Below are 23,124 nucleotides of genomic sequence, written 5' to 3'. Positions count from 1 at the left end.
GGCTAACCTCCCCGAGCATTGGTTAGCCTAGCGTCACCTCAATGCGGTGGTCACCCGCCGCCAATACGGGCACTTTATTGCCCTCGACACGTTCACCGTTGACACGTAACTCAGCCACCCCCTTACTCACCCGGTTAGGGTTATCGACATGGATGTGGTACGTGGCGCCGCGAAATTGTCGAGTCACACGAAATTCTGGCCACGCTTTGGGAATGCAGGGATCGATGATCAATCCATCGATGTCTGGTCTTACGCCCAAAATCCACTGTGTGCCCGCGACGTAAGTCCAAGACGAAGTGCCCGATAGCCAAGCATTACGTCCCAATCCAAACTGCGGATGCTCATCACCCAGAATGTTTTGTGGGTAACAGTAGGGCTCCGATTCGAATGTCTCAATCACATCATTTTTCGAGGCAGGATTGATTTGACGATAGTACTGATACGCTCGATCACCATTGCCCATCTTCGCCTCAGCAATCATCACCCAAGGGTTGGCGTGCAGGAAGATGCCGCCATTTTCTTTTGCCCCAGGTGGATACGTCGAGACGCCACCTAAGTTAGGATCAAAGCCGTTATAGCCTGGTGTTGACAGCTTAATCCCGTTGGCGGTATTGAGTTTCGAGTGGACAGAATTCAGCGCCGTGGTGGCACGCTCGCTATCAGCAAACCCAGAGATCACTGGCCAGCTTTGACCATTGGTGTAGATTTGCCCTTGCGCGTTGATGTGTGAGCCAATCGGCTGGCCTTGCTCATCAAAATAACGGATAAACCATTCGCCATCCCATCCACACTCATTGACGGTGGATTTCATCTGCTCGTACTGGGCTTGGTATTGCTGCGCACGTTGCTCATCACCCCGCAAGCGACACAAATCAAGCATATCCAACAGCGCTTTACCGTACATGTTGGCGACCATCATCGACTCGGCGCCAGTGGGTAAGTTAACCGTGTCATTCCAATCTGCAAAACCCAGTAGTGGCAATCCATGTTGACCGGTATTGCTGCGCGTGAACTCTATCGCTCGGCATAAATGCTCCCACACTGAGGCAGATTCAAGCGGATGACCCTGTTTATCTTTTTGATAAAACGGGATCGATTTGTCGAGAAACGCACCGTTGCCAGTCTCTTTGACGTATTGGGTGACGGCATAAATGATCCACAAGTGATCATCGCCATAGTAATCCGGTCGGTCTTCTTCTTCTCGCGAGTCACCGGCATTGGCTTCCATCGTAGAGGGAAAGAACTGGTGCATCGCGGAGCCATCTTGGTTTTGGACCGATAAAAGACGCTCAATAAACTCACGCGCCTCTTCCGGCATATGGGTAATGACTCCCAAGGTATCTTGTGATGAGTCACGAAAACCAATACCACGTGCACCATAGCCAAGCTGATACAAAGACAAGTAACGTGACCAGTTCTTAGTGGTATGACACTGACGCGGGTTGTGGATGTTCAGCATCGAGTTCATCGCCGGATCGGGCGTTTCTACCTGAACGGTCGCCAGGTAAGCTTGCCAATGATCGGCTAGCTCAGCAAAGGCTTTATCCACTTGGGCGTGATCGCGGTATTTCTCCAGCATGGGCGCGGCCTCAGCCAAACTCGTCATTTGCGTCAGTTGCACGACGGTGCGCTCACTCGCTTGAGGCTCCATCCAACCCAAACGCAAATTGAGCGCGCCGATGTTGTCGCCACGTAAACACTCGCTGTTGCCCAGTTCCTCTGCAAACAGCTTTTCTGGCGCGGCCCAACTGCCATAACCGTGATTACCGAGAAACACTTGGCGGTCGCCATCGAATGAGGTCGCTACTCTGTCAGCGGTCATCAAGTTAACGGCATAATCGCGCTTCATAAATGCGTATTGCTCTAAGACGGTATGACCGCTCGCCTGTTGATGCGCGTTGAGCGTCATCGTTTGCGGCACCCAGTCCGCGTTGACGAGCTGCTTAAGGGCATCAAAATGGGTAAATTCAAACACTGGCACGACGTCTACGTGCAAAGCCTCGTCACTGATGTTGGTGATTCGGATGTCTTCGAGCAAGACGGGCGCATCTTTGGGTACAAAGAAGGTCGCCTCACAGCGCACCCCATACCCTTCGGCGATGATGGTGGTGTATGACAGCCCGGTATGGTTCTCAAACTTATCGAGAGGTTTGAGCGTCGGCGTATAGAAGGGTGAAAACACCTGAACATCGCCTTGGCGGTTTTTCACCTTTAGGTATAAGGTCGACCCTTTAAACTCTGAGTTAGGCAACTGAGCGATGTATTTGGTGATGCGGTTGAGGGCTGGGTCACCTTTACACAATACCACGCCGCCATTGCTGTCGACCAAGCCGCCAAACTCGAGTGTGCCCATGTAGTTACACCACTTGATTGGCGTACATGGTGTGGTGGCGACGTATTCTTTGTTGTTGTCGTCAAAATATCCGAAATTCATGTCACTATCCCTGGCTCCCCCAAACCGAGGGAGCAAATCATTAAATCGTGTAATAAAGCGAATTAGATTCGCCGTGAGTAGCAGCCTTAACTTGCGAGCGAGTTTTCGCTCAGCGCGTCAAACAGATGAATCGCGTCGAGATCGAGGTATAAAGTCAAATCCTTCACATCCACTTCTGCCGCTTGGGTTTCAACCATCAAAGGCTGACCACTGACCTCAGTTTTCAGCAAAATGCTGGCGCCGAGCAGCTCTTTGTCTTTAATGGTGACAGGAATCGGCAGCACGCGGTCGTGGTCCACTTGCTCTGCACGCAAATGGATATCGGTTGGGCGCACGCCAAAGTGCAGTGCGAGGTTTTTCGACGCGTGCGCTTTAAAACGCTCTGGCAACGGGATCTCAACGTCGCCAAGGGCAACAAAGAACGCCCCTTGCTTTTCAATCAACTTCGCATCCAACATGTTCATCGACGGGTTTCCGATGAACTGCGCAACAAATTTGTTGGCAGGGCGTTTAAAGACTTCGGTTGGCGTACCGACCTGCGCCACATAGCCATCTTTAAGAATGACGATGCGATCGGCGAGCGTCATCGCCTCAATCTGATCGTGGGTCACGTAAATCGTGGTGGTTTTCAGTTCACGATGCAGTTGCTTGATTTCTTCACGCATCACACCGCGAAGCTTCGCATCAAGGTTCGATAGCGGTTCATCAAATAAGAACACCTTAGGTGTACGAACCATAGCGCGCCCCATGGCCACACGCTGGCGCTGACCGCCCGATAACTCTTTCGGTTTACGCTCAAGCAAAGGTTCGAGCTCGAGCATTTTGGCGGCTTTGCGCACTTCAACGTCGATGTCTGGCTTTTTCATCCCTTTTAGTTTGAGGGCAAACGCGATGTTCTCGTACACCGTCATGTGCGGGTAGAGCGCGTAGCTTTGAAACACCATCGCCAAATCACGATCTTTGGCATCGATTTTGTTCATCAGCTTGTCGCCGACAAAAATATCGCCAGACGAGATGCTCTCCAACCCCGCGAGCATGCGCAGCGTGGTCGATTTACCGCAGCCAGAAGGGCCAAGGAACACCACAAACTCACCATCATTGACGGTAAAATCGAAGTGCTTTACCACGTCCACATCACCAAACGATTTTTTAATGTTACGAAATTCTACTTTAGCCATTAGTTGTTCTCCTCAGCGCGCTCTAGCAACATATTGCGATAGGCAATGGCGCTCTGTTTCAAAGTTCTTTGTTGAGTTTGGTAATCGACATGGACGATGCCGAAACGTTGGTGGTAGCCAAATGACCATTCGAAGTTATCCATCAGGCTCCACGCAAAATAACCATCGACGCGAACGCCCGCTTTGATAGCGTTGTCGACCGCTTCTAAATGCGATTGGAAGTACGCCACACGTTGCGTGTCGTCAACGCGGCCCGCGCAGACGTCATCATCACCGGCAGCGCCGTTTTCTGTGATATATACAGGCGGTAGATTGGCGTAGCGCTCTTTAAAGCGCACCAAGAGATCCGTGAGACCTTGCGGATAAATTTCCCAGCCAATGTGGGTGTACTCCGACTCTTGCGGCTTGATGGTCTCAATCTCACCTTGCTCGTTGTAACGGGCAACGCTGCGGCTGTAGTAGTTCAGGCCAACGTAGTCCACCGGCGCTGAAATCACTGCCAAATCACCATCGAGGATCATCGGCATATTAGCGGCATGTTTTTCCATCACCACCGCTGGGTACTCCCCTTTGAGTACCGGATCCATGAACCAGTGATAACTCTCCGCTTCACAGTAATCCGCCGCGCCTTGGTCTTCTGGCGTTAGTGGGTAAGACGGCGTCGCGTTAAATACAATGCCATGCAAAGAGGCGGGTGCATTGGCGCGCAGGATTGGCATCGCCAAGCCGTGGCCAAGCATCAAGTGATGAGACGCTAAAAAGCCCTCTTTGTCCCCTTCGATACCCGGTGCATGAATTCCCCAGCGGTAGCCGAGAAAAGCGGCAACAAACGGTTCGTTAAGCGTAGTGTAAACATCAATTTTGTTGCCAAAATACTCACTGACAACTTGAGCATACTCAGCAAACTTGTAAGCGGTTTCACGATTTAACCAACCGCCCTTGTCTTCAAGGTATTGAGGCAGATCCCAATGATAGAGTGTGACATAGACCTTTAAACCACGAGCATGACACTCATCGATGATCTGCTCGTAGAACGCCAATCCTTGCTCATTGACCACGCCGTCTTGTGGCAAAATGCGCGGCCACGCCATGGATAAGCGGTAAGCATCCACACCGAGACTATGAATCATCTCAATGTCTTGTTTCCATAAATGGTAGTGATCGCAGGCTACAGCGCCGGTGTCGCCATTGTCGACTTTGCCAGGCACGGCGCAAAAGGTATCCCAAATAGAGGGCGTACGACCGCCTTCATGGATGCCACCTTCGATTTGGTAAGACGAGGTCGCCACACCAAAGACAAATTCCTTACTGCGTAATTTTGAGTCACTTGGAAGTTGATATTTATTCATTTTCTTACCTTATCTAACCTTTTACTGCACCCGACGTTAAGCCACTGATCATCTGTTTTGACGCGAAGAGATACGTCACCACCAAAGGCAAAATGGAAATGGTGGTCCCCAGCATCACCGCGCCCCATGGCGTATTAGGAATCCCTTGCACACTGCGCAGGGCTTGAGTAATCACGTAGTTTTCTGGCGTAGTCAGTACAACTAACGGCTGCATGAACATATTCCAGAAGAAGACGAACTGAACGATAGCCAATGTTGCCAACGCTGGTTTCATCAATGGCAAAACCACGCTCCAGTAAGTTCTAAACTCCCCCGCTCCATCCAGTTTAGCCGCTTCAAGCAACTCTTTCGGGATCGAGGCCACAACGTGCTGACGCATCAAGAAAATACCAAACGGCGTCGTAGTAAACGGCAGCCAAACCGCCATGTGGTTGTCAAGCAAGCCAAGGAACTTGACGATCATAAAGTAGGGAATCAAGCTCAGTACGGGCGGGATCATCATGGATCCAACCAACATGCCAAACAGGATATTTTTGCCGCGGAACTTGAACACAGCGAAGGCATAGCCCCCCATGCTACAAAACAGCAGCGAAATCGTGGTGCCTAGAAAGGCGACATAAATCGAGTTAAACATCGCTTGCCAAAAAGGCATGATCTCTTGCAGTTTGGCGTAGTTGATCGCCAAGCTGTCACCGATGGCAAAGCTGATACCCGAACCAAAGATCTCGGTGCGGTCGCGTGTGGATAACAGCGCTGACCAAACAAACGGAAACACCGTCACAATCGCAGAGACAATCAGAATGATGCCCAATACGACCATCAGCACCTTAGTGAAAATTTCAATCGCTCGGTCGCTGGGCTTGATGGCTGCCCAAATCGACACTGGCGAAGTCGCAGAGTGAGTCGTCATGGTTATTGCTCCCCTAAGCCTTTTTTACCGAAGAAGAAGAATTGAATCGTGGTACACGCAGCGATCAAGGCAAACAGCAGCCAGGAAATCGCCGAAGCGGTGCCCATCTCTAGCCATTCCCAACCCACTTTGTAGAGGTACATAGAGATGGTGAGGCCCGATTGACCCGTACCGCCAGTACCACGTGTCAGAACGAACGGTTCTTCAAATAGCTGTAGGTTACCGATGATGGTCATGGTGACCGCGAAGAAGACAAACGGACGAATCATCGGCAGTGAGATGTTCCAAAAACGGCGCAGCGCGTTGGCGCCATCCATACGGGCAGCTTCTAGGATGTCTTTGGGTATGGTCATCAAGCCTGTGGTGTAGAGCACGATGTTGAAACCGGTGTATTTCCAAAACACCATGATGGCAATCGATGGTTTCACCATAGTCGCATCATCTAACCAACGAATCGGCTGGTACTCATTGACCCAACTGAACGCCCAGCCAAACAGAGAACTGTCAGCCAACGCCATCAAGGTTTGGTTGATGATGCCGGAGTTTGGCGAGTACATGTTGAAGAAGATCAGCGATGCCGCAACGGTTGAGGTAATAAACGGCAGAAAATACGCTGACGTTAACCAATGACGAAGACGGTCACCCATTGACACCAAAATGTACGCCACAGGAATGGCGACAAGGTGCTGAGCCACACCGGATGTGATGGCTAACCACAACGTATTTTTCAATGAGCGCCAAAGCCACGGGTCGGTCAATGCGATGTAGTAGTTCTCATACCCCACATATTGCATCGCGCCGAGTCCTTCGACTGGGTTCCACTCATGGAACGAGAGATAAACAGAAAAAAGTAACGGGAAAATCCCAAATACAGAAAAAATAATCAAAAACGGCAATAGGAATCCGTACGGTGTAAGCGCTTTCAAATTTAGGCGAGAAAAAAGACTCTGACCGGTTGAAGTTTCCATGGCGCTGCTCGCTGCTTGATTCATAGTAACGACCTCTTACCTAGGGAGACGCAGAGTTGCGTCTCCCAAACTTAAAACAAACGTTGACTTACAGGTTGCGCGTACGACGCTTGATCAAACGCTCTGCTTCTTGCAGTGCGGTTTTGATGTCTTTGCCTTCATCCAGCACTTCCATCAACGCGTTTTCTAAGATGATAGAGCGCGCGACGTGGTCACCTTTTGCTGGCGCCACTGGCTTGATGTTCTTCGCCACTTCAGCAAACAACAAACGCGCTTTCTGTCCACCGAGGAAGGCCACTTCTTCTTGGAACAGATCGTCATCGTAGGTCGTCACGTTCGCTGGGAACGCAGCAATAGTTTCAAAGTGTTTGAGCTGCACATCACGGTTAGTCGTCATGTATTCAATCAACTTCCACGCTTCGTCTTGCTTAGTCGATTGTGTCGGAATAGAAAGGAATGAACCGCCCCAGCTGCCGTAGATGCCATCTGGTAGGTTCGATACGCCCCACTTACCGGCGGTGTCTGGTGCGATCCAGTTATTGAGGTGACCCAATAGCCAAGCACCTGACAACTGCGTGGCGAATGTGCCATTACGGAAACCTTCGTACCACTCGTTTGACCATGCCAAGATACGGCCATCTAAGCCTTTGTCACGGATCTGCTTCGCCACTTCGAACGCATGAACAAAGCGCTCAGACGTCACCACAGGCTCGCCTTTGGCATCAAAGTACAGACCTTCGCCTTCCGGCACAGTTGTAAAGATAATCGCTTGCGCAACGTCCGCTGCAGAGGCAATCAACTGGACATTTTGTGCTTTCAGTTTTTCACCCGCCGCGATGTAAGAATCCCAATCTTTAATGGCTTCATTGACATCAATACCGGCGTTTTCAAAAATGTCCGTACGGTAGTACATCACACCTGGGCCTAGGTCGACAGGGATACCGTAGACATCACCATCACCGCCCTTGCCTTGTGTCCATGCATAAGGCGCAAAGCGATCGGCGTATTTGTCTGCCCCATATTGCTCAGATAAGTTCACCAAACCGCCAGAAGCAACAAACGGACCGATTTTTTCGACATCGACTACGATCACATCACCTGCGCCCGACCCTGTTGCCAAGTTGGTGGTCAACTTGGTGTGGTGGTCACCATGGTTGTTCATCAGGTAGTCGACCTTGATGCCAGACTCTTTTTCAAATTCAGGCAGAAGCACTTTTAAGCTGCTGTCAAAATCTGGAAATCCATCAAAGCGAATTTGACTGTCTGCTGCTGTCGCTGTGGCAGCAAGCCCGAGTGCAACCGCGCTCGAAAGCGCTAAGGTCTTAAATTTCATGTCTTATCCTTAATCTTGTTATTGGTGTTTAAACGAGTGCTATAGGGTACTGTTTAGGTCCTTGACTGAATCTCGTACTACCAACGCGGGGTTGAGTTTGAAATTCACATCACGCTTGTTTTTGTTCAGTTTTTGCAAGGTGAGCTGTACGGCCTCAATGCTCATTTGCTCAATGGGGAAGTTGATTGTGGTTAACGATGGGGTGAGGTAACGAGCGAAAATGTTATCGTCAAATCCCACCAGCGACACCTCCTCCGGGATAGAGAAACCTGCGCTGCGTAGCACCTCAAATGCACCAAAAGCCATGTGATCGTTCGACGCAAAAATCGCGCTGAATCGGCACCGACGCTTGAGCAGTTTTTTGGTGGCGATAACACCGGTCTCTTCGGTAAACCCTGCCTCCGAGACCAGCGCTTCGTTGTACTCCAAGCCTGCTTCCTCCAGTGCACTTCGGTAACCCTGCAAACGCCCCCGTGCGTCTGACTTATCCAAAGGCCCTGTGATACAAGCAATCTCGGTGTGCCCCTGCTGCAAAAGATATTGAGTCGCCAGTTTGCCCCCCAACTCGTTGTCAATATCGATGCAGCTCTGATACATCTCTGGAATAAAACGGTTCACTAACACAACAGGAATCCCTTGTTCTTCCAGAGCGATCAGATAGTCATCACACAGGTGTTGAACATGAAGAATTAATGCATCGACCCTACGTCCTAGCAAAAACTCCACTGACTCACGTTGCCCCTGCTCCGTGTTTGAGCCAGCTGTCACCACTGCGTGATAACCAAAGCGGCGCAGGTTTTCCTCTAGACAATGGAGAATGCCCGAGAAGAAAGGCCCACCTAGCTCCGGTACAACAATCCCAACGCTACCGGTACGACTCGACGCTAAGGCTTGAGCAATCGAATTGGGACGATAGCCCAGCTCTTTGATCGCTTTTTCCACCTTGAGCTTCTTGTCGTGACTCACGCGACTGGTACCGTTAATGACTCGAGATACCGTCGCCTGAGAAACCCCCGCATGCTCGGAAACGTGTTTAATTGTTGCCACTGAAACCTCAATACTGCTTTGACTTGAAACCGCTTACAGGCTGAGTATTCCGTAGTTGAAGGGAGGAATGAGTGAGTGTCATCACACTAATTTTTGGAAAAAAATGGCGGTTTTGGAAAAATAGAGAGCCGCTACAGTTTCAATCGTCGCCATGAAACAGTTTCATGAAATAACCACACATCTTTTATTTATCAGGCCAGAAAATAGCCTAATAGCATGTGTTTTTATGGGGCATAAAATAAAAAAAGAGAGGCAAATACCTCTCTAATATAATACTTAATAGTGAAATTAATGGCGCAATATAAAGCTGGCCGTTAATTCAAATTGCACTTGCGCCAGTTGTTCCAATTCTTTTCCTTGAGTCGCGAGTTGGTGTGAGCGATCTAAATTTTGCTCTGCTAAGGAGTGAATGTGACTGACGTTCTTAGTGACATCACTGGCCACCGACTGGTGCTCCGTTGTCGCACACGCGATTTGATGGCTGCGCTGAGAGACCTGATCCAATCGGCTATGCACTTCATGCAGTCGCGCATTGACTCGCTCGGTTTGCTGCATGCTCTGCCCCATCCCATTCAAACAACTGGCAATTTGTTGACTAGCGAGATCCGAGCGCTGTTGCAATCGCTCAATTTTGTTTTGAATCTCTTTGGCGCTGCTGGTGGTCTGCGCTGCTAAAACCCGCACTTCATCGGCCACCACAGAGAACCCTCGGCCATGCTCACCGGCGCGCGCGGCTTCAATCGCCGCATTCAGCGCAAGTAAATTGGTCTGCTCTGAAATACCGGATATAGCCTCCAATATCGACTCAATGCTGGCACTTTCAGCCTCCAGTACTCCAATAGTTTCAGTGACTTGGTTAAGCTCTTCAGAGAGCGATTCCAACATCGCCACATTGCTATTCATCTCTGTCTGCGCGTGCTGGGAGTGCTCAACGGCGCCAGTGACGAGGGAGAGCGTCTGCTCTGCTGAGCTCGCGATGTCTGTCACCGAGCACTCGATTTGCTCCATCGCCGTCGCTACCAATAGCGTTTGCTCTGTCTGTTGACTGATCGCTTGATTGAGCTCTGCGCTAATGGTTTGGTTGGAGAGTGATGCCTCATTGACCTGCGCACTGGATTGACGAATACGCTCAATCATCTCCGACAGATGACGCACCACGACATTGACCTTTTGCGCCACCTGGCCAAACTCGTTGCGGGCTGAATAATCGACATCAGACGTAAGATCTTTCTGCGCGATGGCATCGAGTGCCCCCAGTAAGAGCCGTGTTGGCCTGCGCACCATACTGGCAAAACTCAAACCCAACACAAGCGCAACAACGATAGAGCCAAACGAGATGCCGATAAACAAGGTTTGTGTTGCCTCGGTGGCCGATTTTGCCTCTTCATACAAGTCATTGGCGACCTGATTGGCAAAGCGTGACAAGCCATCGATATGCTCGAGCTGGCGATCAATGGCTTGTTCCAATTCCTGACGTAGTTGTCGCAATTGTTCTGCCTGCTCTACGGTTTGCAGGTGCCAATGCACTGCACCCTCTTGAGAAAACGCATGTAGCTTTAGGCGCTGTAAAGTACCTTCTAGCGTTTGATAGACCTTTGGCGCAACCGCGGTTAAGGCTTGTTCGCTCTCCTCCAAATAACGTTGACGCGTCGTAAAACGTCGCGCCACTGAGCGCAGCTCTGTCATGTCTTTCTGCTTGTAGACCTCATTCGCTTCATTGCCCAGCAACGACACTTGACTGGTCACTCCATCCAACGCTCGCTGAGCTGACTCTGATTGCGCTCGTGTACGCGCACGTTGAAGCGAGTTACTCAACTGCGTCATCAGTTGTTGGAATTGAGATTGAAGATAGTCACTGCGATCTTGCGCATCAAGCACATCGGTATAGGCACCCATCACTGCTTCCAAACCACCGAGCGCCAATTGCCCTTGTTCTCTGACGGGTGTGAGGAATGGCATGAGCTGAGGTTGATGCTGCGCTGCCGATTCAAACCACTCCAACTGACTCAGATAGACATCTCGATTGACGGCTATCCGCTCTTCAAAAGGGGGCAACTCATCCAAATATTGAGCCGATAAAAAGGGCGTAAGACTACGATTGATATTAAGAAAATCGATGGTCAACTGCGCAGAGCGCAACATCAATGGCGTCGTATCACGTGTAATCGACTCCATCTTATCTGTGACATCTTGGCTACTGTGTACAGAGAGCCACGCCGATCCGACCATAATCGCAATCAAGCAGATAAAGCCCAAATAGAGGCGTGACACAAGGGTTTGAAATGGCATAGGTTCACCCGTTCTTGACCGAATCTAGAACACTTCGGTGTTTGACAAGGATAAAAAATGGGCACAAAACTGTGCCCAAACTGGAGTTAAATTGGCTGGTCGACCCGGTCCCACCAATCTGCCTTGTGGGACCAATAAGTTGGACAGTAAATTACCCTAGGCTTACCACCACGCTTCGAACATGGCACCGACAGCCACGGTGTCTGCGGTTGTTTTATCACCCGCTGAGCCAGTCGTTTCTACATCGCCAACTGTTGTATAGAAGCGCAGCATCGGACGGCTCCAAGGCAAGCCTCCCAGTGACACGTTTTGAGATAATGTCACTTTCCAACCGGTTTTCTCACTGCCATCGTCCCAATCTTCCATCGCATAACCAGCTTCTAGCCATGTTGAATGAACGTCATCCCATTGATACTGTGGACGAACGATACCGGCGTATTCGCTTTTCTCATCGGTATCAGCACCTGAAATATCTTTGTACGACACTAAGTAATCGATAATAAATTGCTCAGACGCTTTGTAGCCCCCTTCGACACTTGCGTAGAAGACCTGCTTATCACCTGCTAGCTCGAATACCGAGTTGTCAGCGCCATCGGCGTATTTCATCACTAACTTATTAGAGCTACCTAGGCCAAGTACGGCACCGACTTGCCAAGCGGTTTCATCTTCAACGTTTACTGCAGGATTTTTCTTCACAACAATGTCGCCATCTTCGTCAATCACGATTTCCTCACTCGCTGAGCTGTTGGCTTCACTAGAAGCAAAACCATAGTTCGCGTAAAGGTCTAGATTGCCGAAACCCAAATTGATTCCATGTAACTTTGACGTAATAGCGTAGCGGCCTGCATCGTTGCCTAATGCCCCGTCGGAGCTGTCCACTGCACCAACAAAGCCCATATCCAACTTCACGCCACCCAAGTTTAGGTTGTTGAAGCCCGCGCCTTGGCCATCATGAGACATCCAGAAGTAATCATTCAAACCTTGTTGTGGACGCTGATGGAAGTCACGACCCGCCCACATGTAGAGCTCTGGTTGGCTTTCAAAAATGTTAGTGACGCCGGCATACATTTTCTTCAAATTCACGCCGCCTGATGAACCCCATTGGTCGTTGTTCCAATCATCCACCATGAAAACCAAATCCCATTTGGCACCATTGTCTGCTTGGAAGATTTTGGCTAATTGAACTTCACCACCGTTCGCTTCGTTACCCAAACGGCCAAGAGAGCGACCACTGCTGCCCACTTCGACATAACGGTTGTCGCCTGACGAGTGGTGCGCGCCATAACGTGCGTAACCTGAGAAGATAATGCCTTGAGGCACTTGCGTATCTGGGGTCAACACAGCTTGTTGTTGGTCATTGACGTAGTCAATTTCAACCAGCTTAGACTCTAATTCTTGAATACGTTGCTCTAATGCCGAAATATCGGTTTCCGCAGCAAGGACAGAGGCAGAAGCGAGAGTGGAAGCCACCGCTAAAGTTATTGGTAAAACTCTAAAATGTTTCATGTTATATCCCTATTTAATTTAGGTTTGTTTTAATTCAGGGAAATAATAAGCAATGAAACCTTTGAAAATATTTGCCGACTTCACATCCGATTATTGAAATAAGCGTCATGAAACTGTTCTATTCAAGAGATTTAAAAATTAAAACAAGACTTTCATAGAGTTATGACGTTGTTTTTCAGGTTAGGCGAGGATGAAATCGGTTTCATTTCATGAGATTTGGCGAAATTTGTCACGAAAACGAGTCGACAAACAGGCGAACAAAAAACAACTCGAATGAAAACTTTCGACATTATGAAAGATTTCATTCTCGCTCAACTGCTTTTCTTCGCTCTTGGTGATTTGCCTTTAAAAGAACGTCTCTTTTTGTAGACCGGACGCTCAACCTTAGGTAAATGACGCAGCGATGGCGGCACGTCACCGGATTTGACCTGCTGCATCAATCCGTCGATGCTCTGTTGGAGTGCTTGCATGAAAGGTTGGTAGGCTTGATTTCGCTCGGCCATACCTTGCAACTGGTGCTCCCAGTGGGCGGTCATGTCAGGGTAGGTGGATTCGCTTGGCAAGGCGTGAATTAGCCCGCGCCCGGCGGCGGAGCTCAATATGGCTTTGCCTTGGCGGGTGAGGAGTTGACGCTTAAACAGCGTATCCAAAATACCGGCTCGAGTGGCTTCGGTGCCTAACCCGTCGGTCTCTTTTAAGATGGCTTTTAATGCTTTGTCTTCAACGAATCGGGCGATGCCTGTCATCGCTTGCAGTAGCGTGGCTTCGGTAAAATGTTTCGGCGGCTCTGTTTTTCTCTCTTTGATCTCTCCCTCTCGACAGGTCAGCACTTCTCCTTTCGCCAGCGGTGGCACCGTCTCAACGCCTTGATCCTCATCATCCACTTTGCCCATCAGTGCCTTCCACCCCGCTAAGACCAATTGTCGACCTTTGGCGACAAACGCACCGCCGGCGATCTCAAACACCAACTTGGCTTCGGCATACACAGCTGCAGGGTAAAACTGCATCAGATATTGGCGAGCAATCTGCTGATAGATTTTCATTTCACTTGCAGAGAGCGCATTGACTGACGCTTTTTTAGGCGTCGGAATAATCGCGTGGTGCGCATCCACCTTGCTGTCATTCCATGCTTTGGACTTCAAGGAGAGATTCGCCTCCTCCACCGCCGTGGACAGATCCTTGGCGTTATTGGCAATCGCATCACAGACCGAACGCGCCTGCGAGTAGTGCTCAAGCGGCAGGTAGCGGCAATCGGAGCGTGGGTAGGTGATGAGCTTATGTTTTTCGTACAAAGATTGGCAGGTATCAAGCACTTGTTGTGCGCTCATACCAAAACGCTTGGCGGCGTCAATTTGCAGTGCAGAGAGCGAATAAGGAAGCGGCGCCGACTGTTTAGTCTGCTTTTGTTCGGACTCCATCACTGTCGCGGGCTGATTGGCAATACGGCTTGCAACGTTCTCAACCAGCTTGCGGCTCAATACTCGGCCTTCTTCATCGAGCCAAGGCTGACAGGCTTCACTCGGCTTCCAACTCGCGCGAATATCAAACGCCTGATCCCCCTGCTGATAGGGAATCAACGCATGCAACGTAAAATAATCTTTAGGTACAAACTGCTCAATCTCTTCATCTCGGCGCACCACTAGGCCGAGTACCGGAGTCTGAACGCGCCCAACGGATAAAACGCCCTGATAGCCCGCTTTTTGCCCCAACAAGGTATAGGCCCGCGACATATTCATCCCATACAACCAGTCGGCGCGTGAACGCGCCAACGCGGAAACAGAAAGGGGGATAAAGTCACGGTTGCTGCGCATTTGGCTAAGCGCACGTTTAACGGCCGGTAAGTTCAAGTCACTGATCAGCAGACGTTGCATCGACGTCCTCTTACCTTGTGGGACGCGACAGTATTCAATCACTTCATCCACCAGCAATTGCCCTTCTCTGTCTGGATCCCCAGCGTGGACGATCTGCTGCGCCTCTTTCAGTAACTTACGGACCACTATGAGCTGCTTGCTGGCGGACTTTCTCGGTCTGAGTTGCCACTGTGACGGGACAATAGGCAAGTCAGCGAGATTCCACTTTTTGTAGCGCTCGTCATAACTGTCTGGCTCGACCTGCTCTAACAGGTGGCCAATACACCAGGTCACTACATCGCCATTGCCGCAACGAATATAGCCTGACTCATTTTTCTTTGGGCCAGGCAGCGCTGCCGCGATCGCTCGGCCAAGACTGGGTTTTTCAGCAATAAACAGACGGGACATAGGGAGTTTAGACGCGAGTCAAATGGCAAAAAATAAGGGCAACATTAACCAATGTCGCCCTTACAAATCAAGAAAAACTGTAAATATAACCAGTATTACTCTTCGTCGCTGCCTGCTCGCGCCGCGGCTTCTTTAATCAGTGGCTGCAATTCGCCTTTTTGGAACATCTCAATGATGATGTCACATCCACCGATCAGCTCACCTTCTACCCACAATTGTGGGAACGTTGGCCACTGCGCATACGCTGGCAGTTCTGCACGGATGTCTGGATTTTGTAGAATATCTACGTAAGCGAATTTTTCGCCACAAGCCATCAAAGCCTGCGCTGCTTGAGATGAGAAACCGCAGCTTGGTAGTTTTGGGGAACCTTTCATGTAAAGAAGGATCGTGTTTTCTGCGATTTGCTGTTTGATTTTATCGATAGTTTCCATTGCTTCCTCTTAATGGAGTTACTGCAAATATTCTGGACATTCTAAACCATTAGCGCAGAATAAAAAGCCTACAATAAGAAGGGATTTAATCCTTGCACAGATTTGGGCTTGAATGCGACACTGTTTGCACAATGCGGTGTCTTGCAAAAGCCGACGGGCTCATGACGAGAATTTTGCAGTGATCGGATCCGAATAACTCTTTTAATAAAGTAAAAACTTGCTAAACTAGAACGCAAGTCAGCACATTGACCACAGCAAGCCGCGTGCAAGCTGTGAATAATAAATAACACTGGAAGCAATCGAAAGGGCTAACCCTTTCAAATCAATGGAGAATCGAGCAATGGCATTTGAACTACCCGCTCTTCCTTACGCGAAAGACGCACTAGAACCACACATCTCAGCAGAAACCCTAGATTTCCACCACGGCAAGCACCACAACACCTACGTGGTTAAGCTCAACGGCCTAATCCCAGGTACTGAGTTCGAAGGCAAAACACTCGAAGAGATCATCAAGACATCTTCTGGCGGCATCTTTAACAACGCTGCACAGATCTGGAACCACACCTTCTACTGGCACTGTCTTGCTCCAAACGCGGGTGGTGAGCCAACAGGCGCAGTAGCCGATGCCATCAACGCAGCCTTTGGTTCGTTCGACGCATTCAAAGCGAAGTTTACTGATGCGGCAATCAACAACTTCGGTTCTTCTTGGACATGGCTTGTGAAAAAAGCTGACGGCTCACTAGATATCGTGAACACGTCAAACGCAGCGACGCCACTAACAGAAGAAGGCACCACGCCACTACTGACGGTTGACCTATGGGAACACGCGTACTACATCGACTACCGTAACGTTCGTCCAGATTACATGAACGGTTTCTGGGCACTGGTTAACTGGGACTTCGTTGCAGAAAACCTAGCAAAATAATCCCTTCCCCCGAAAGGATTGGAATTTAGTCGCCTAAAAAGCCAGCAGTCAGCTGGCTTTTTTCATACCTGCTCTCAAGCTTTTTGCCCCCTCGCCGCTACATAGACATCAAGCGAGGACATATGCACACCCCGATTCATACCTTAGACAAAGCGAGCGTCATCAACGAGCTTCAGTTTGGCACTGGCATTAATCATGCGGTGCACGAAGGTCGCCGTGCCGATTTTGCGCTGATTCTCTCTTTGTTCTCTGATGATGTCCGCGATACAACGCCAGTGGAAAAAATCGATACGGTTGACAGCAGTGAAGCAGCTCTGCGCCGTCGATTTGAGTTGCCGTCTCCACAAACTCTGCGTTCGGATCAAAGCTCATACGCAGTTTCCGCGCAGCAAGCGGCGCTGTTTCACTCCAGTGGTCTCGCCAGTGCCAAGTTGTCCCACTACCTAACACCGGAAACCTTGACCTATTTACCCGAAGAGACACATGACCTTCCTGAAGAGGTCTATCACAACCTTTCTGGTCACCAGAGGCGTCAACTGGCAGAACAAACACCGCGTGAGCTAATGCCGGCCGATCTCTACAATCAGCTGATCCACGCTCAACGTCAGTTCCAAATTTCCCTACAAACTTAATGGGTTAACATCCTAGCTATTGACGCAGGATCACATTCTCGTTGTCTCATTTTGTATACATATTCACCCGTTCAACTAGAGAGTGTGAAACACCGCAAAGAAACACGCTCTGCTCAAAGATGCGCACAACTTATTTGAAGTTATTCACATATAAGTAACAGTTAATCTACCATGCTATATGAACAAAGTAGTCAAGTATGACGAGAAGGAAGGCGAGCGATGGATATAAAAAATGCAGTAATATTAATTACTTCTGCAGGCTCTCAGCTTGGTGGTACGCTCGCGTCTCATTTCGCATCGCTAGGTGCCACCTTGGTGCTGTGCGACAAAAACTCCGCTCGCTTGCAACAAACAGTGCAAAGCTGTCAGCAGATCTCCACTAAGATCTACTCCTGTGCGATTGTTGATTACAGTGTCGATGCCATTCACGATCTGTTTCACTACATGGATGATACGTTAGGTCACTCACCCGATGTGTTGATCAACGCCATCACTAGCCATGCTATGCCGACCATTCTTGAACAGAGCGGCCGCGAGATTTTTACTCAGCAGCTTTCCCACATGGCAGCGACGCTATTTAGCTTCGGCCAAGCTACCGCAGAGCGAATGAGGATGGAAAAGAAAAACGGGGTAATCGTCAACGTTATCGCCCATGCGGATTATCGAGATTTATCTGGCTTCGACAACGCCACCTCCATGGTGACCGGATTTACCCAAAGCTGGGCTAAAGAGCTAACGCCTTTCAACATTCGCGTTGGCGGTGTCGTACCCAGCTATGATGTTGACGATGTTCATTGGTCGGAGATTCACGACGAGCTGATCCGCAATACCGAGTATATCGTCGCCAATGATTACTTCAGTGGACGCGTAATGGCCGCTTAGCGTTGCAAAATGGCCTCGCTCGCTTGCTCAATCAGATCGAGCACATTCTCGAACCCTTCATCTCCGCCATAATATGGGTCAGGTATTTCATCCACGTCTGCATCAATGTCACTGAGAAACAGTTTGAGCTTATGTTGATGCTCACGTGGGCACTGCGCTTGAAGATCGGCTAAGTTGTCCCTATCTGCCGCCAAAATGAGATCAAAGCGAGCAAAATCATTGGGCTCTACTTGCCGTGCTCGAATCCCTTTAAACGAATATCCCCGCTTCTTCCCTGCCGCCTGGGCACGTGGGTCCGGCGCATGACCTTGGTGGTAACCGATGGTTCCTGCCGAGTCTATCTCCACTTCAACGCCTAGCTCTTTTGCTTTCGCTCTGAGCACCGCTTCGCCCGTCGGAGAGCGACAGATATTGCCCATGCAGACGACAAGGATGGAGGAACACTGAGTGCTGTTCATGATGGATTTCCTTTTCAGTTGACCAATGTGCCGGCGTTTTCTCTCATTAGGAAAACACACCGTCGATTCCAAGACCATACGCGCAGATAAAAAAAGAGTGAAGCACGGGCTTCACTCTTTCGAATTCTCATAGGGGCGGTTTACTTGTAGTAAGCCTCAACCTCGCCTTTGAGTTTAATCAGCATCGGTTGACCCCAGCGATCTTTTGCTTTCGGTGATGGGATTTTTACCCAGCCTTCGCTGATGCAGTACTCTTCCACATCGGTGCGCTCTTTGCCATTTAGGCGAATGCCGATTTGGTGTTCAAAACACTCAGCGATGTGATGTGGGCTGCGTGGGTTGCCTGATAGGTGATCCGGTAACTCAGGTTTGGCGTTGGTATCGCTCATACTTGTGACCTAATAGTAGTAATCAAAACGTGGATTCTAGTTGAGACGCTAGGCGGGTTCAACTCTCACATCAAGACAAAGGGTAAGAATACCGCTTGTCGGCGCCTCAACTACTCGCCACTGGATAAGCGAAGGTGCAACAGACCATTGTCGACAAACGCGTTATCGGGATGAAAGGTAACCAGATTCGATTCAAAGGACCAATCCCCTGCTCCCCAGCGCGTGTGATCGAAACGATCAAAATCATCACGCCACACCTTCTCAAATTGCCCATCTTGATAGCGGTAGTACTCCATCCAGTCCACTTGCTGGGTGAGTGGCAGTTGCTCAGGCTGAAACTTACCCACCCAATCCGCCGCTTCAGAGACCCAAAGGTTCATGCGGTAACTTTGCGGGCTGTCTCGCATGTCTATCACCTGTTGCGAGTCCTTGGCTAATACGCGATGCAACACCTCACCATTGACCAACCAAGTGATTTCATCTGGAGTCCAGATGAGCGTATATTCCTGAAAGGTATTCAGTGGCACGGGATGGAGATGTTCGGAGTGAATCCGCTCGCCAAGGGCGCCTGTGATGAGATTGGTTTGCAGTTGGTTGGGCGCTTTGCCGATCGCCTCGATATCTATCTCACGCCAAGGAATGCCGCCTTGCCAAGATTCATTATCATAGGTGAAAAAAGACGAGACGACGCCGGGCTCAGAGACCAACTTCAACCTCATTACGAACTTGCCAAAGGTGACCTTGTCATGGCTGTATACTTCTGCGCCATAGAGTGGAACAGACGTCGTATTTAACCGCCCAGACTGAACCAAGGTATCTTGATTGGACACGTCAGCTTGTGTGTTAAGTGCGATAAAACTCAGGGCTGCGGCCATCGCGTATCGTTGCCAAGTCGGGTGTATCATCTCTGTGCCTCCTTCTCAAAATACATCTTGGTTATACACCGTGGCTAAGGGGTACAACATTCGTAAATTCAATTTGTTATCCATATCTTGAACAGCGACACTTTTTAGATTGGCGGCATGAAATCTATCCCAGCAGGATGAAACTTCTCCCTCTCAAAATGTGATATCACGAGAGAGAGTAACCACAGTCGATGACGGTTTTTTCCCTTTGCGTTGTCCGCTATGATGGCGAGCAAAGGAATGATCACAAGGTAACGATATGTCAGACCAAGCACCTTCTCACAAAGAGCAAAAACACCAACAGCGTCAACAGAAAGTCAAAGAACAAGTTGATAAGAAAATTGCAGCGGCACAAGAAGAGAAAGGCTTGTTGCTCATCATCACGGGCAACGGCAAAGGCAAATCCACCTCAGGGTTTGGCACAATTGCTCGCGCGGTCGGTCATGGTAAACAGTGTGCTGTCGCGCAGTTTATCAAGGGAACCTGGGAGAACGGCGAACGCAACCTGCTGGAAAAACTCGGCGTCGAGTTTCAAGTGATGGCGACAGGCTTTACATGGGAAACGCAAAACAAAACCACTGATACCGAAGCGGCGCAAGTGGTGTGGAAAGAGTGCCAGCGCATGCTCAAAGACGAATCACTGGATGTGATTCTGTTTGACGAACTCACCTACATGGTGAGCTATGGGTATATTGAACTCGATGAAGTGATCGAGGCACTCGAGCAACGCCCAGCAATGCAATCGGTGATCATCACCGGGCGTGGTGCCCATCGCAGTTTGATTGAGATGGCCGATACCGTCTCAGAAGTGAAAAACATCAAGCACGCCTTTGAATCCGGTGTCAAAGCCCTCAAAGGGGTGGATTGGTAACACGATTTTCCCATTACTGGGATTTAAAAAAGCCTAGCTCATAGCGACAATCGCGAGCTAGGCTTTTTGTTTGTTGCTGTGGTGCACTGTGAGGTTAGTTGAACAAACCTTTGATCAAACTGTTGACGGCTTCCTTGGTTTTTTCGTCTTTGATTTTCCCGTCTAACTTCTCTAAGCCACGGTCAATCTCTTTCTGCGCTTTTTGCTTCAGTACATCATCAAAAACTAACTTGAACTTAGGCGCATCCCACGAGCCGGAGATGTTAATTGGAATCGTGACATCCTTCAGCTCATCGATATCTTTACCACCTTGGCCTTCCAAAGAACCAACCACTGAGGTGCTCACGGTAAAGTTCACTGTCTGCTTGATGTAGTTCGCTCCGCCTTGACCACGGATTCGTAGCAGAGGGGATTGCATGGTGAGATCGTTGGTCGATACATTGCCTTTGTTAAGGACTAACGTAGCTTTCATCGCACTAAAGTCGGTTTTCTTAACACCCGTTGCGGCTTCCACTTTTTGACCTTTGATCTTGGCGTAGTTTTCACGAATCAACTGCGCAACGTTGATCCCATTGACCGCACCATCGGTGAAACTTATTCCTATCGTGCCAACAAGGTTTTGCTGAATACCACTTGGAGTCAAACTGTTACCTTTAACGTCAACATCAATGTTACCTGTGCCTTCCAACTGATCAGTGTTGGCCACATCCACCAGCAAAGGCTGAACTTTCACGCCGCGAATCTGCTTTTTGGCACTGTAGGTCGCTGGGCTCTTACGCGCATCCAACCGTCCTGTGGCTGTGACGCTACCCTGGTAGAGGTTGGCGGTAAAAGCGCTCAAATCAACCACACCTCGGTCAATCGAGAAGCTTGTGCTCACCTTCTCCATCTTGGCGTTGTTGGCCTTGAACTTATCGATGGTGATGTCACCCTTCACGTCCAAATTGGCCAACGCTGACAAGTCAGGTTCTACTTCTGCACTCGGTTGTTTCGCAGCTGACGTCCCCGCTTGTGACGTGCCTGATTGCGGTGAAGAACTTGACGTCGATTGAGATGAGTCGGAAGATTCGCCTTGATTTGAGCTGGCTTCGCCTAGTCCAAGAAATTCATCCAAGTCGATGTTTGGACTGTGAAGCGCAAAGCGCACTTTCGCGATTTCGGCCAAGGTGACGTCGGCTTTGCCATCAAATTGCAATGCATTGGCAGTCAGTTTACTCAGCACAAGGCTCAGATGACTCTTAGTGAGATCAAAACGTATGTCCGATAACAAGCCAATAGCCATAGGGGATTGAGGTAGGCTCTCGCCTTGCAACTGACCGTCGAGCGTGAATTGATTCACTTGCACTAGCGTCATCGCTTTATCAACGCTCAGTTTGGCCGCGCCCGTCATATCGATGTCCATATCAGCGGCTTGGCCTTTGATCTCGAAAGTCAACGGATTCACCGCATCAAACTGAAACGTTTCTAACGCCAGCTTAATGGATTCCATTTTGGTGCTTGGGTCACTAAAACGACTATCTAGGTTGATATTGCGCAACGCATAATCACGCAACCCGGGGGCTAATTTGAGCTCAAGGTCACCCTTGGTTTCAAACACTTGCTGGTTGTTTTGACCTTTCGCTGCAAACGTCACCGAGCTCCATTGTTCGAAGGCAAACTCAGACAAGTTAAATGCCACATCGAACAGTTTCGTAAAACTACCTGTGCGCAGGTCTTGGATCTCAATAGCGGCGTTACTGACGCTCACGCCAGCGAGATTGATGCTCCAAGCGGCCCCAGTTTCTGTTTCGGTGGACGACGGCTCGCTGCTGGTTGAGCTTGCTACGTCCCCTGCCGTACTCTGGGTTTGAGTCGCCGGTTGCGATGAAGATGACGATTGAGTCAAAGCATCCAAATTGGTCGAGCCATCTTTACGCGTGATCAGTGCGAACTCTGCACCATCGAGGCGAAGTTTTCCAATGTTGAGCTGCTGGCTAAATAGCGGCATGACCGAGACATCAATACCCACTGAATCGACTTTAAACAGATTTTGTTTATCAAACCCGGCTGGGTTTCTCAGTTCAGTTTTACCGAGCTCAAAACCAATCGATGGGAAAAACTGCCAACTGATATCCCCCTCAATGACCAGATCTAAGCCGGTGTGCTTTTTGGCCTGTTCGACAATCAGGGGTTTAAATTGGTTGGGATTGACGAGGGTTACCAATGCAACCACCCCGCCAAGGAGGACCACAACGACGACCGCTATGGCTATGAGTAACTTCTTCATCAGCATTATCCTTGCTAAGTAAGAGACAATTTTAGGACTTCCCCAAGTATAAGTCGTGATTGAACAAATACTTGTCGCCATAAAAAGAAAGTG

19 protein-coding genes are annotated in these 23,124 nt (G+C 49.6%); 4 read left to right on the top strand and 15 right to left on the bottom strand.

What is annotated here, in order from left to right; all coding sequences use genetic code 11:
* Window positions 1-22: 22 nt before the first annotated feature.
* From AC6R0S_RS05085 to AC6R0S_RS05035, 11 genes are all read right to left on the bottom strand, one after another.
* The gene (locus tag AC6R0S_RS05085; protein ID WP_500637364.1) at window positions 23-2,434 is read right to left on the bottom strand and encodes a glycoside hydrolase family 94 protein; all 2,412 of its coding nucleotides are present in this window, start codon (window positions 2,432-2,434) and stop codon (window positions 23-25) included.
* A gap of 86 nt (window positions 2,435-2,520) precedes the next feature.
* Complete coding sequence (locus tag AC6R0S_RS05080) at window positions 2,521-3,612, bottom strand: ABC transporter ATP-binding protein (RefSeq protein ID WP_500629012.1); 1,092 nt, start codon at window positions 3,610-3,612, stop codon at window positions 2,521-2,523.
* Window positions 3,612-4,961, bottom strand: a complete 1,350-nt coding sequence (locus AC6R0S_RS05075; RefSeq protein ID WP_500637363.1) for a GH1 family beta-glucosidase — start codon at window positions 4,959-4,961, stop codon at window positions 3,612-3,614. Before AC6R0S_RS05075 ends, AC6R0S_RS05080 begins: the two co-directional genes overlap by 1 nt.
* 13 nt (window positions 4,962-4,974) lie before the next feature.
* On the bottom strand, window positions 4,975-5,871 hold the full coding sequence (locus AC6R0S_RS05070) for a carbohydrate ABC transporter permease (protein WP_334552683.1): 897 nt from the start codon (window positions 5,869-5,871) through the stop codon (window positions 4,975-4,977).
* Window positions 5,872-5,873: 2 nt separating this feature from the next.
* Window positions 5,874-6,839 (bottom strand): carbohydrate ABC transporter permease, encoded by a 966-nt coding sequence (locus AC6R0S_RS05065; RefSeq protein WP_420378211.1) that lies wholly within the window; start codon window positions 6,837-6,839, stop codon window positions 5,874-5,876.
* Between the two features lie 88 nt (window positions 6,840-6,927).
* Window positions 6,928-8,172 (bottom strand): extracellular solute-binding protein, encoded by a 1,245-nt coding sequence (locus tag AC6R0S_RS05060; protein ID WP_487903507.1) that lies wholly within the window; start codon window positions 8,170-8,172, stop codon window positions 6,928-6,930.
* Between the two features lie 39 nt (window positions 8,173-8,211).
* A complete protein-coding gene (locus AC6R0S_RS05055) occupies window positions 8,212-9,219 on the bottom strand; it encodes a LacI family DNA-binding transcriptional regulator (RefSeq protein WP_500632261.1) in 1,008 nt (335 codons plus the stop codon).
* A 288-nt stretch (window positions 9,220-9,507) separates the two neighbouring features.
* The gene (locus tag AC6R0S_RS05050) at window positions 9,508-11,508 is read right to left on the bottom strand and encodes a methyl-accepting chemotaxis protein (protein ID WP_500637362.1); all 2,001 of its coding nucleotides are present in this window, start codon (window positions 11,506-11,508) and stop codon (window positions 9,508-9,510) included.
* Between the two features lie 162 nt (window positions 11,509-11,670).
* Window positions 11,671-13,014, bottom strand: a complete 1,344-nt coding sequence (locus tag AC6R0S_RS05045) for a carbohydrate porin (protein WP_500626032.1) — start codon at window positions 13,012-13,014, stop codon at window positions 11,671-11,673.
* Window positions 13,015-13,325: 311 nt separating this feature from the next.
* The gene (locus AC6R0S_RS05040) at window positions 13,326-15,272 is read right to left on the bottom strand and encodes a DNA topoisomerase III (RefSeq protein WP_500637361.1); all 1,947 of its coding nucleotides are present in this window, start codon (window positions 15,270-15,272) and stop codon (window positions 13,326-13,328) included.
* A 95-nt stretch (window positions 15,273-15,367) separates the two neighbouring features.
* A complete protein-coding gene (locus AC6R0S_RS05035) occupies window positions 15,368-15,703 on the bottom strand; it encodes a Grx4 family monothiol glutaredoxin (RefSeq protein ID WP_334552696.1) in 336 nt (111 codons plus the stop codon).
* A gap of 340 nt (window positions 15,704-16,043) precedes the next feature.
* Between AC6R0S_RS05035 and sodB the strand changes: the two genes are divergently transcribed.
* The 3 genes from sodB to AC6R0S_RS05020 all read left to right on the top strand — a co-directional run bounded on the left by sodB (window position 16,044) and on the right by AC6R0S_RS05020 (window position 18,142).
* Window positions 16,044-16,628 carry a superoxide dismutase [Fe] gene (sodB, locus tag AC6R0S_RS05030; RefSeq protein WP_334552697.1) on the top strand — a complete coding sequence of 195 codons (585 nt, stop codon included), beginning with the start codon at window positions 16,044-16,046 and terminating at the stop codon, window positions 16,626-16,628.
* A gap of 122 nt (window positions 16,629-16,750) precedes the next feature.
* Window positions 16,751-17,260, top strand: a complete 510-nt coding sequence (locus tag AC6R0S_RS05025) for a VC2046/SO_2500 family protein (RefSeq protein ID WP_334552698.1) — start codon at window positions 16,751-16,753, stop codon at window positions 17,258-17,260.
* A 219-nt stretch (window positions 17,261-17,479) separates the two neighbouring features.
* A complete protein-coding gene (locus tag AC6R0S_RS05020) occupies window positions 17,480-18,142 on the top strand; it encodes an SDR family oxidoreductase (protein ID WP_500637360.1) in 663 nt (220 codons plus the stop codon).
* Here AC6R0S_RS05020 and AC6R0S_RS05015 read toward each other — a convergent pair.
* The 3 genes from AC6R0S_RS05015 to AC6R0S_RS05005 all read right to left on the bottom strand — a co-directional run bounded on the left by AC6R0S_RS05015 (window position 18,139) and on the right by AC6R0S_RS05005 (window position 19,894).
* Window positions 18,139-18,600, bottom strand: coding sequence for a low molecular weight protein-tyrosine-phosphatase (locus AC6R0S_RS05015; protein ID WP_500632265.1), 462 nt, complete (start codon window positions 18,598-18,600; stop codon window positions 18,139-18,141). The two genes, AC6R0S_RS05020 and AC6R0S_RS05015, sit on opposite strands and share 4 nt — an antisense overlap.
* Window positions 18,601-18,740: 140 nt before the next feature.
* Window positions 18,741-18,989, bottom strand: a complete 249-nt coding sequence (locus AC6R0S_RS05010; RefSeq protein WP_334552704.1) for a DUF3297 family protein — start codon at window positions 18,987-18,989, stop codon at window positions 18,741-18,743.
* 110 nt (window positions 18,990-19,099) lie between these two features.
* Entirely contained in the window at window positions 19,100-19,894 is a 795-nt protein-coding gene (locus tag AC6R0S_RS05005) for a family 16 glycosylhydrolase (protein ID WP_500637359.1), read from the bottom strand.
* 259 nt (window positions 19,895-20,153) lie between these two features.
* On the opposite strand from AC6R0S_RS05005, the gene cobO reads away from it, so the two are divergent.
* Window positions 20,154-20,765 carry a cob(I)yrinic acid a,c-diamide adenosyltransferase gene (gene cobO / locus AC6R0S_RS05000; RefSeq protein WP_500632267.1) on the top strand — a complete coding sequence of 204 codons (612 nt, stop codon included), beginning with the start codon at window positions 20,154-20,156 and terminating at the stop codon, window positions 20,763-20,765.
* Window positions 20,766-20,859: 94 nt separating this feature from the next.
* Here the strand turns inward: cobO and AC6R0S_RS04995 are convergent, their stop codons facing one another.
* Window positions 20,860-23,031 (bottom strand): AsmA family protein, encoded by a 2,172-nt coding sequence (locus AC6R0S_RS04995; protein WP_500632268.1) that lies wholly within the window; start codon window positions 23,029-23,031, stop codon window positions 20,860-20,862.
* Window positions 23,032-23,124: the final 93 nt, after the last annotated feature.

The organism is Vibrio sp. R15-SG3-ISO1B (assembly GCF_059833835.1).
This window is presented reverse-complemented; position numbering and strand designations above follow the sequence as displayed.

Bases quoted from the DNA above. Each gene is read 5' to 3' on its own strand.
- AC6R0S_RS05020 (WP_500637360.1), top strand. From the start codon at position 17,480: ATGGATATAAAAAATGCAGTAATATTAATTACTTCTGCAGGCTCTCAG.
- AC6R0S_RS05065 (WP_420378211.1), bottom strand. From the start codon at position 6,839: ATGGAAACTTCAACCGGTCAGAGTCTTTTTTCTCGCCTAAATTTGAAA.
- AC6R0S_RS05070 (WP_334552683.1), bottom strand. From the start codon at position 5,871: ATGACGACTCACTCTGCGACTTCGCCAGTGTCGATTTGGGCAGCCATC.
- AC6R0S_RS05080 (WP_500629012.1), bottom strand. From the start codon at position 3,612: ATGGCTAAAGTAGAATTTCGTAACATTAAAAAATCGTTTGGTGATGTG.
- AC6R0S_RS04995 (WP_500632268.1), bottom strand. From the start codon at position 23,031: ATGAAGAAGTTACTCATAGCCATAGCGGTCGTCGTTGTGGTCCTCCTT.
- AC6R0S_RS05015 (WP_500632265.1), bottom strand. From the start codon at position 18,600: ATGAACAGCACTCAGTGTTCCTCCATCCTTGTCGTCTGCATGGGCAAT.
- AC6R0S_RS05025 (WP_334552698.1), top strand. From the start codon at position 16,751: ATGCACACCCCGATTCATACCTTAGACAAAGCGAGCGTCATCAACGAG.
- sodB (WP_334552697.1), top strand. From the start codon at position 16,044: ATGGCATTTGAACTACCCGCTCTTCCTTACGCGAAAGACGCACTAGAA.
- cobO (WP_500632267.1), top strand. From the start codon at position 20,154: ATGTCAGACCAAGCACCTTCTCACAAAGAGCAAAAACACCAACAGCGT.
- AC6R0S_RS05045 (WP_500626032.1), bottom strand. From the start codon at position 13,014: ATGAAACATTTTAGAGTTTTACCAATAACTTTAGCGGTGGCTTCCACT.
- AC6R0S_RS05085 (WP_500637364.1), bottom strand. From the start codon at position 2,434: ATGAATTTCGGATATTTTGACGACAACAACAAAGAATACGTCGCCACC.
- AC6R0S_RS05035 (WP_334552696.1), bottom strand. From the start codon at position 15,703: ATGGAAACTATCGATAAAATCAAACAGCAAATCGCAGAAAACACGATC.
- AC6R0S_RS05010 (WP_334552704.1), bottom strand. From the start codon at position 18,989: ATGAGCGATACCAACGCCAAACCTGAGTTACCGGATCACCTATCAGGC.
- AC6R0S_RS05050 (WP_500637362.1), bottom strand. From the start codon at position 11,508: ATGCCATTTCAAACCCTTGTGTCACGCCTCTATTTGGGCTTTATCTGC.
- AC6R0S_RS05060 (WP_487903507.1), bottom strand. From the start codon at position 8,172: ATGAAATTTAAGACCTTAGCGCTTTCGAGCGCGGTTGCACTCGGGCTT.
- AC6R0S_RS05040 (WP_500637361.1), bottom strand. From the start codon at position 15,272: ATGTCCCGTCTGTTTATTGCTGAAAAACCCAGTCTTGGCCGAGCGATC.
- AC6R0S_RS05075 (WP_500637363.1), bottom strand. From the start codon at position 4,961: ATGAATAAATATCAACTTCCAAGTGACTCAAAATTACGCAGTAAGGAA.
- AC6R0S_RS05005 (WP_500637359.1), bottom strand. From the start codon at position 19,894: ATGATACACCCGACTTGGCAACGATACGCGATGGCCGCAGCCCTGAGT.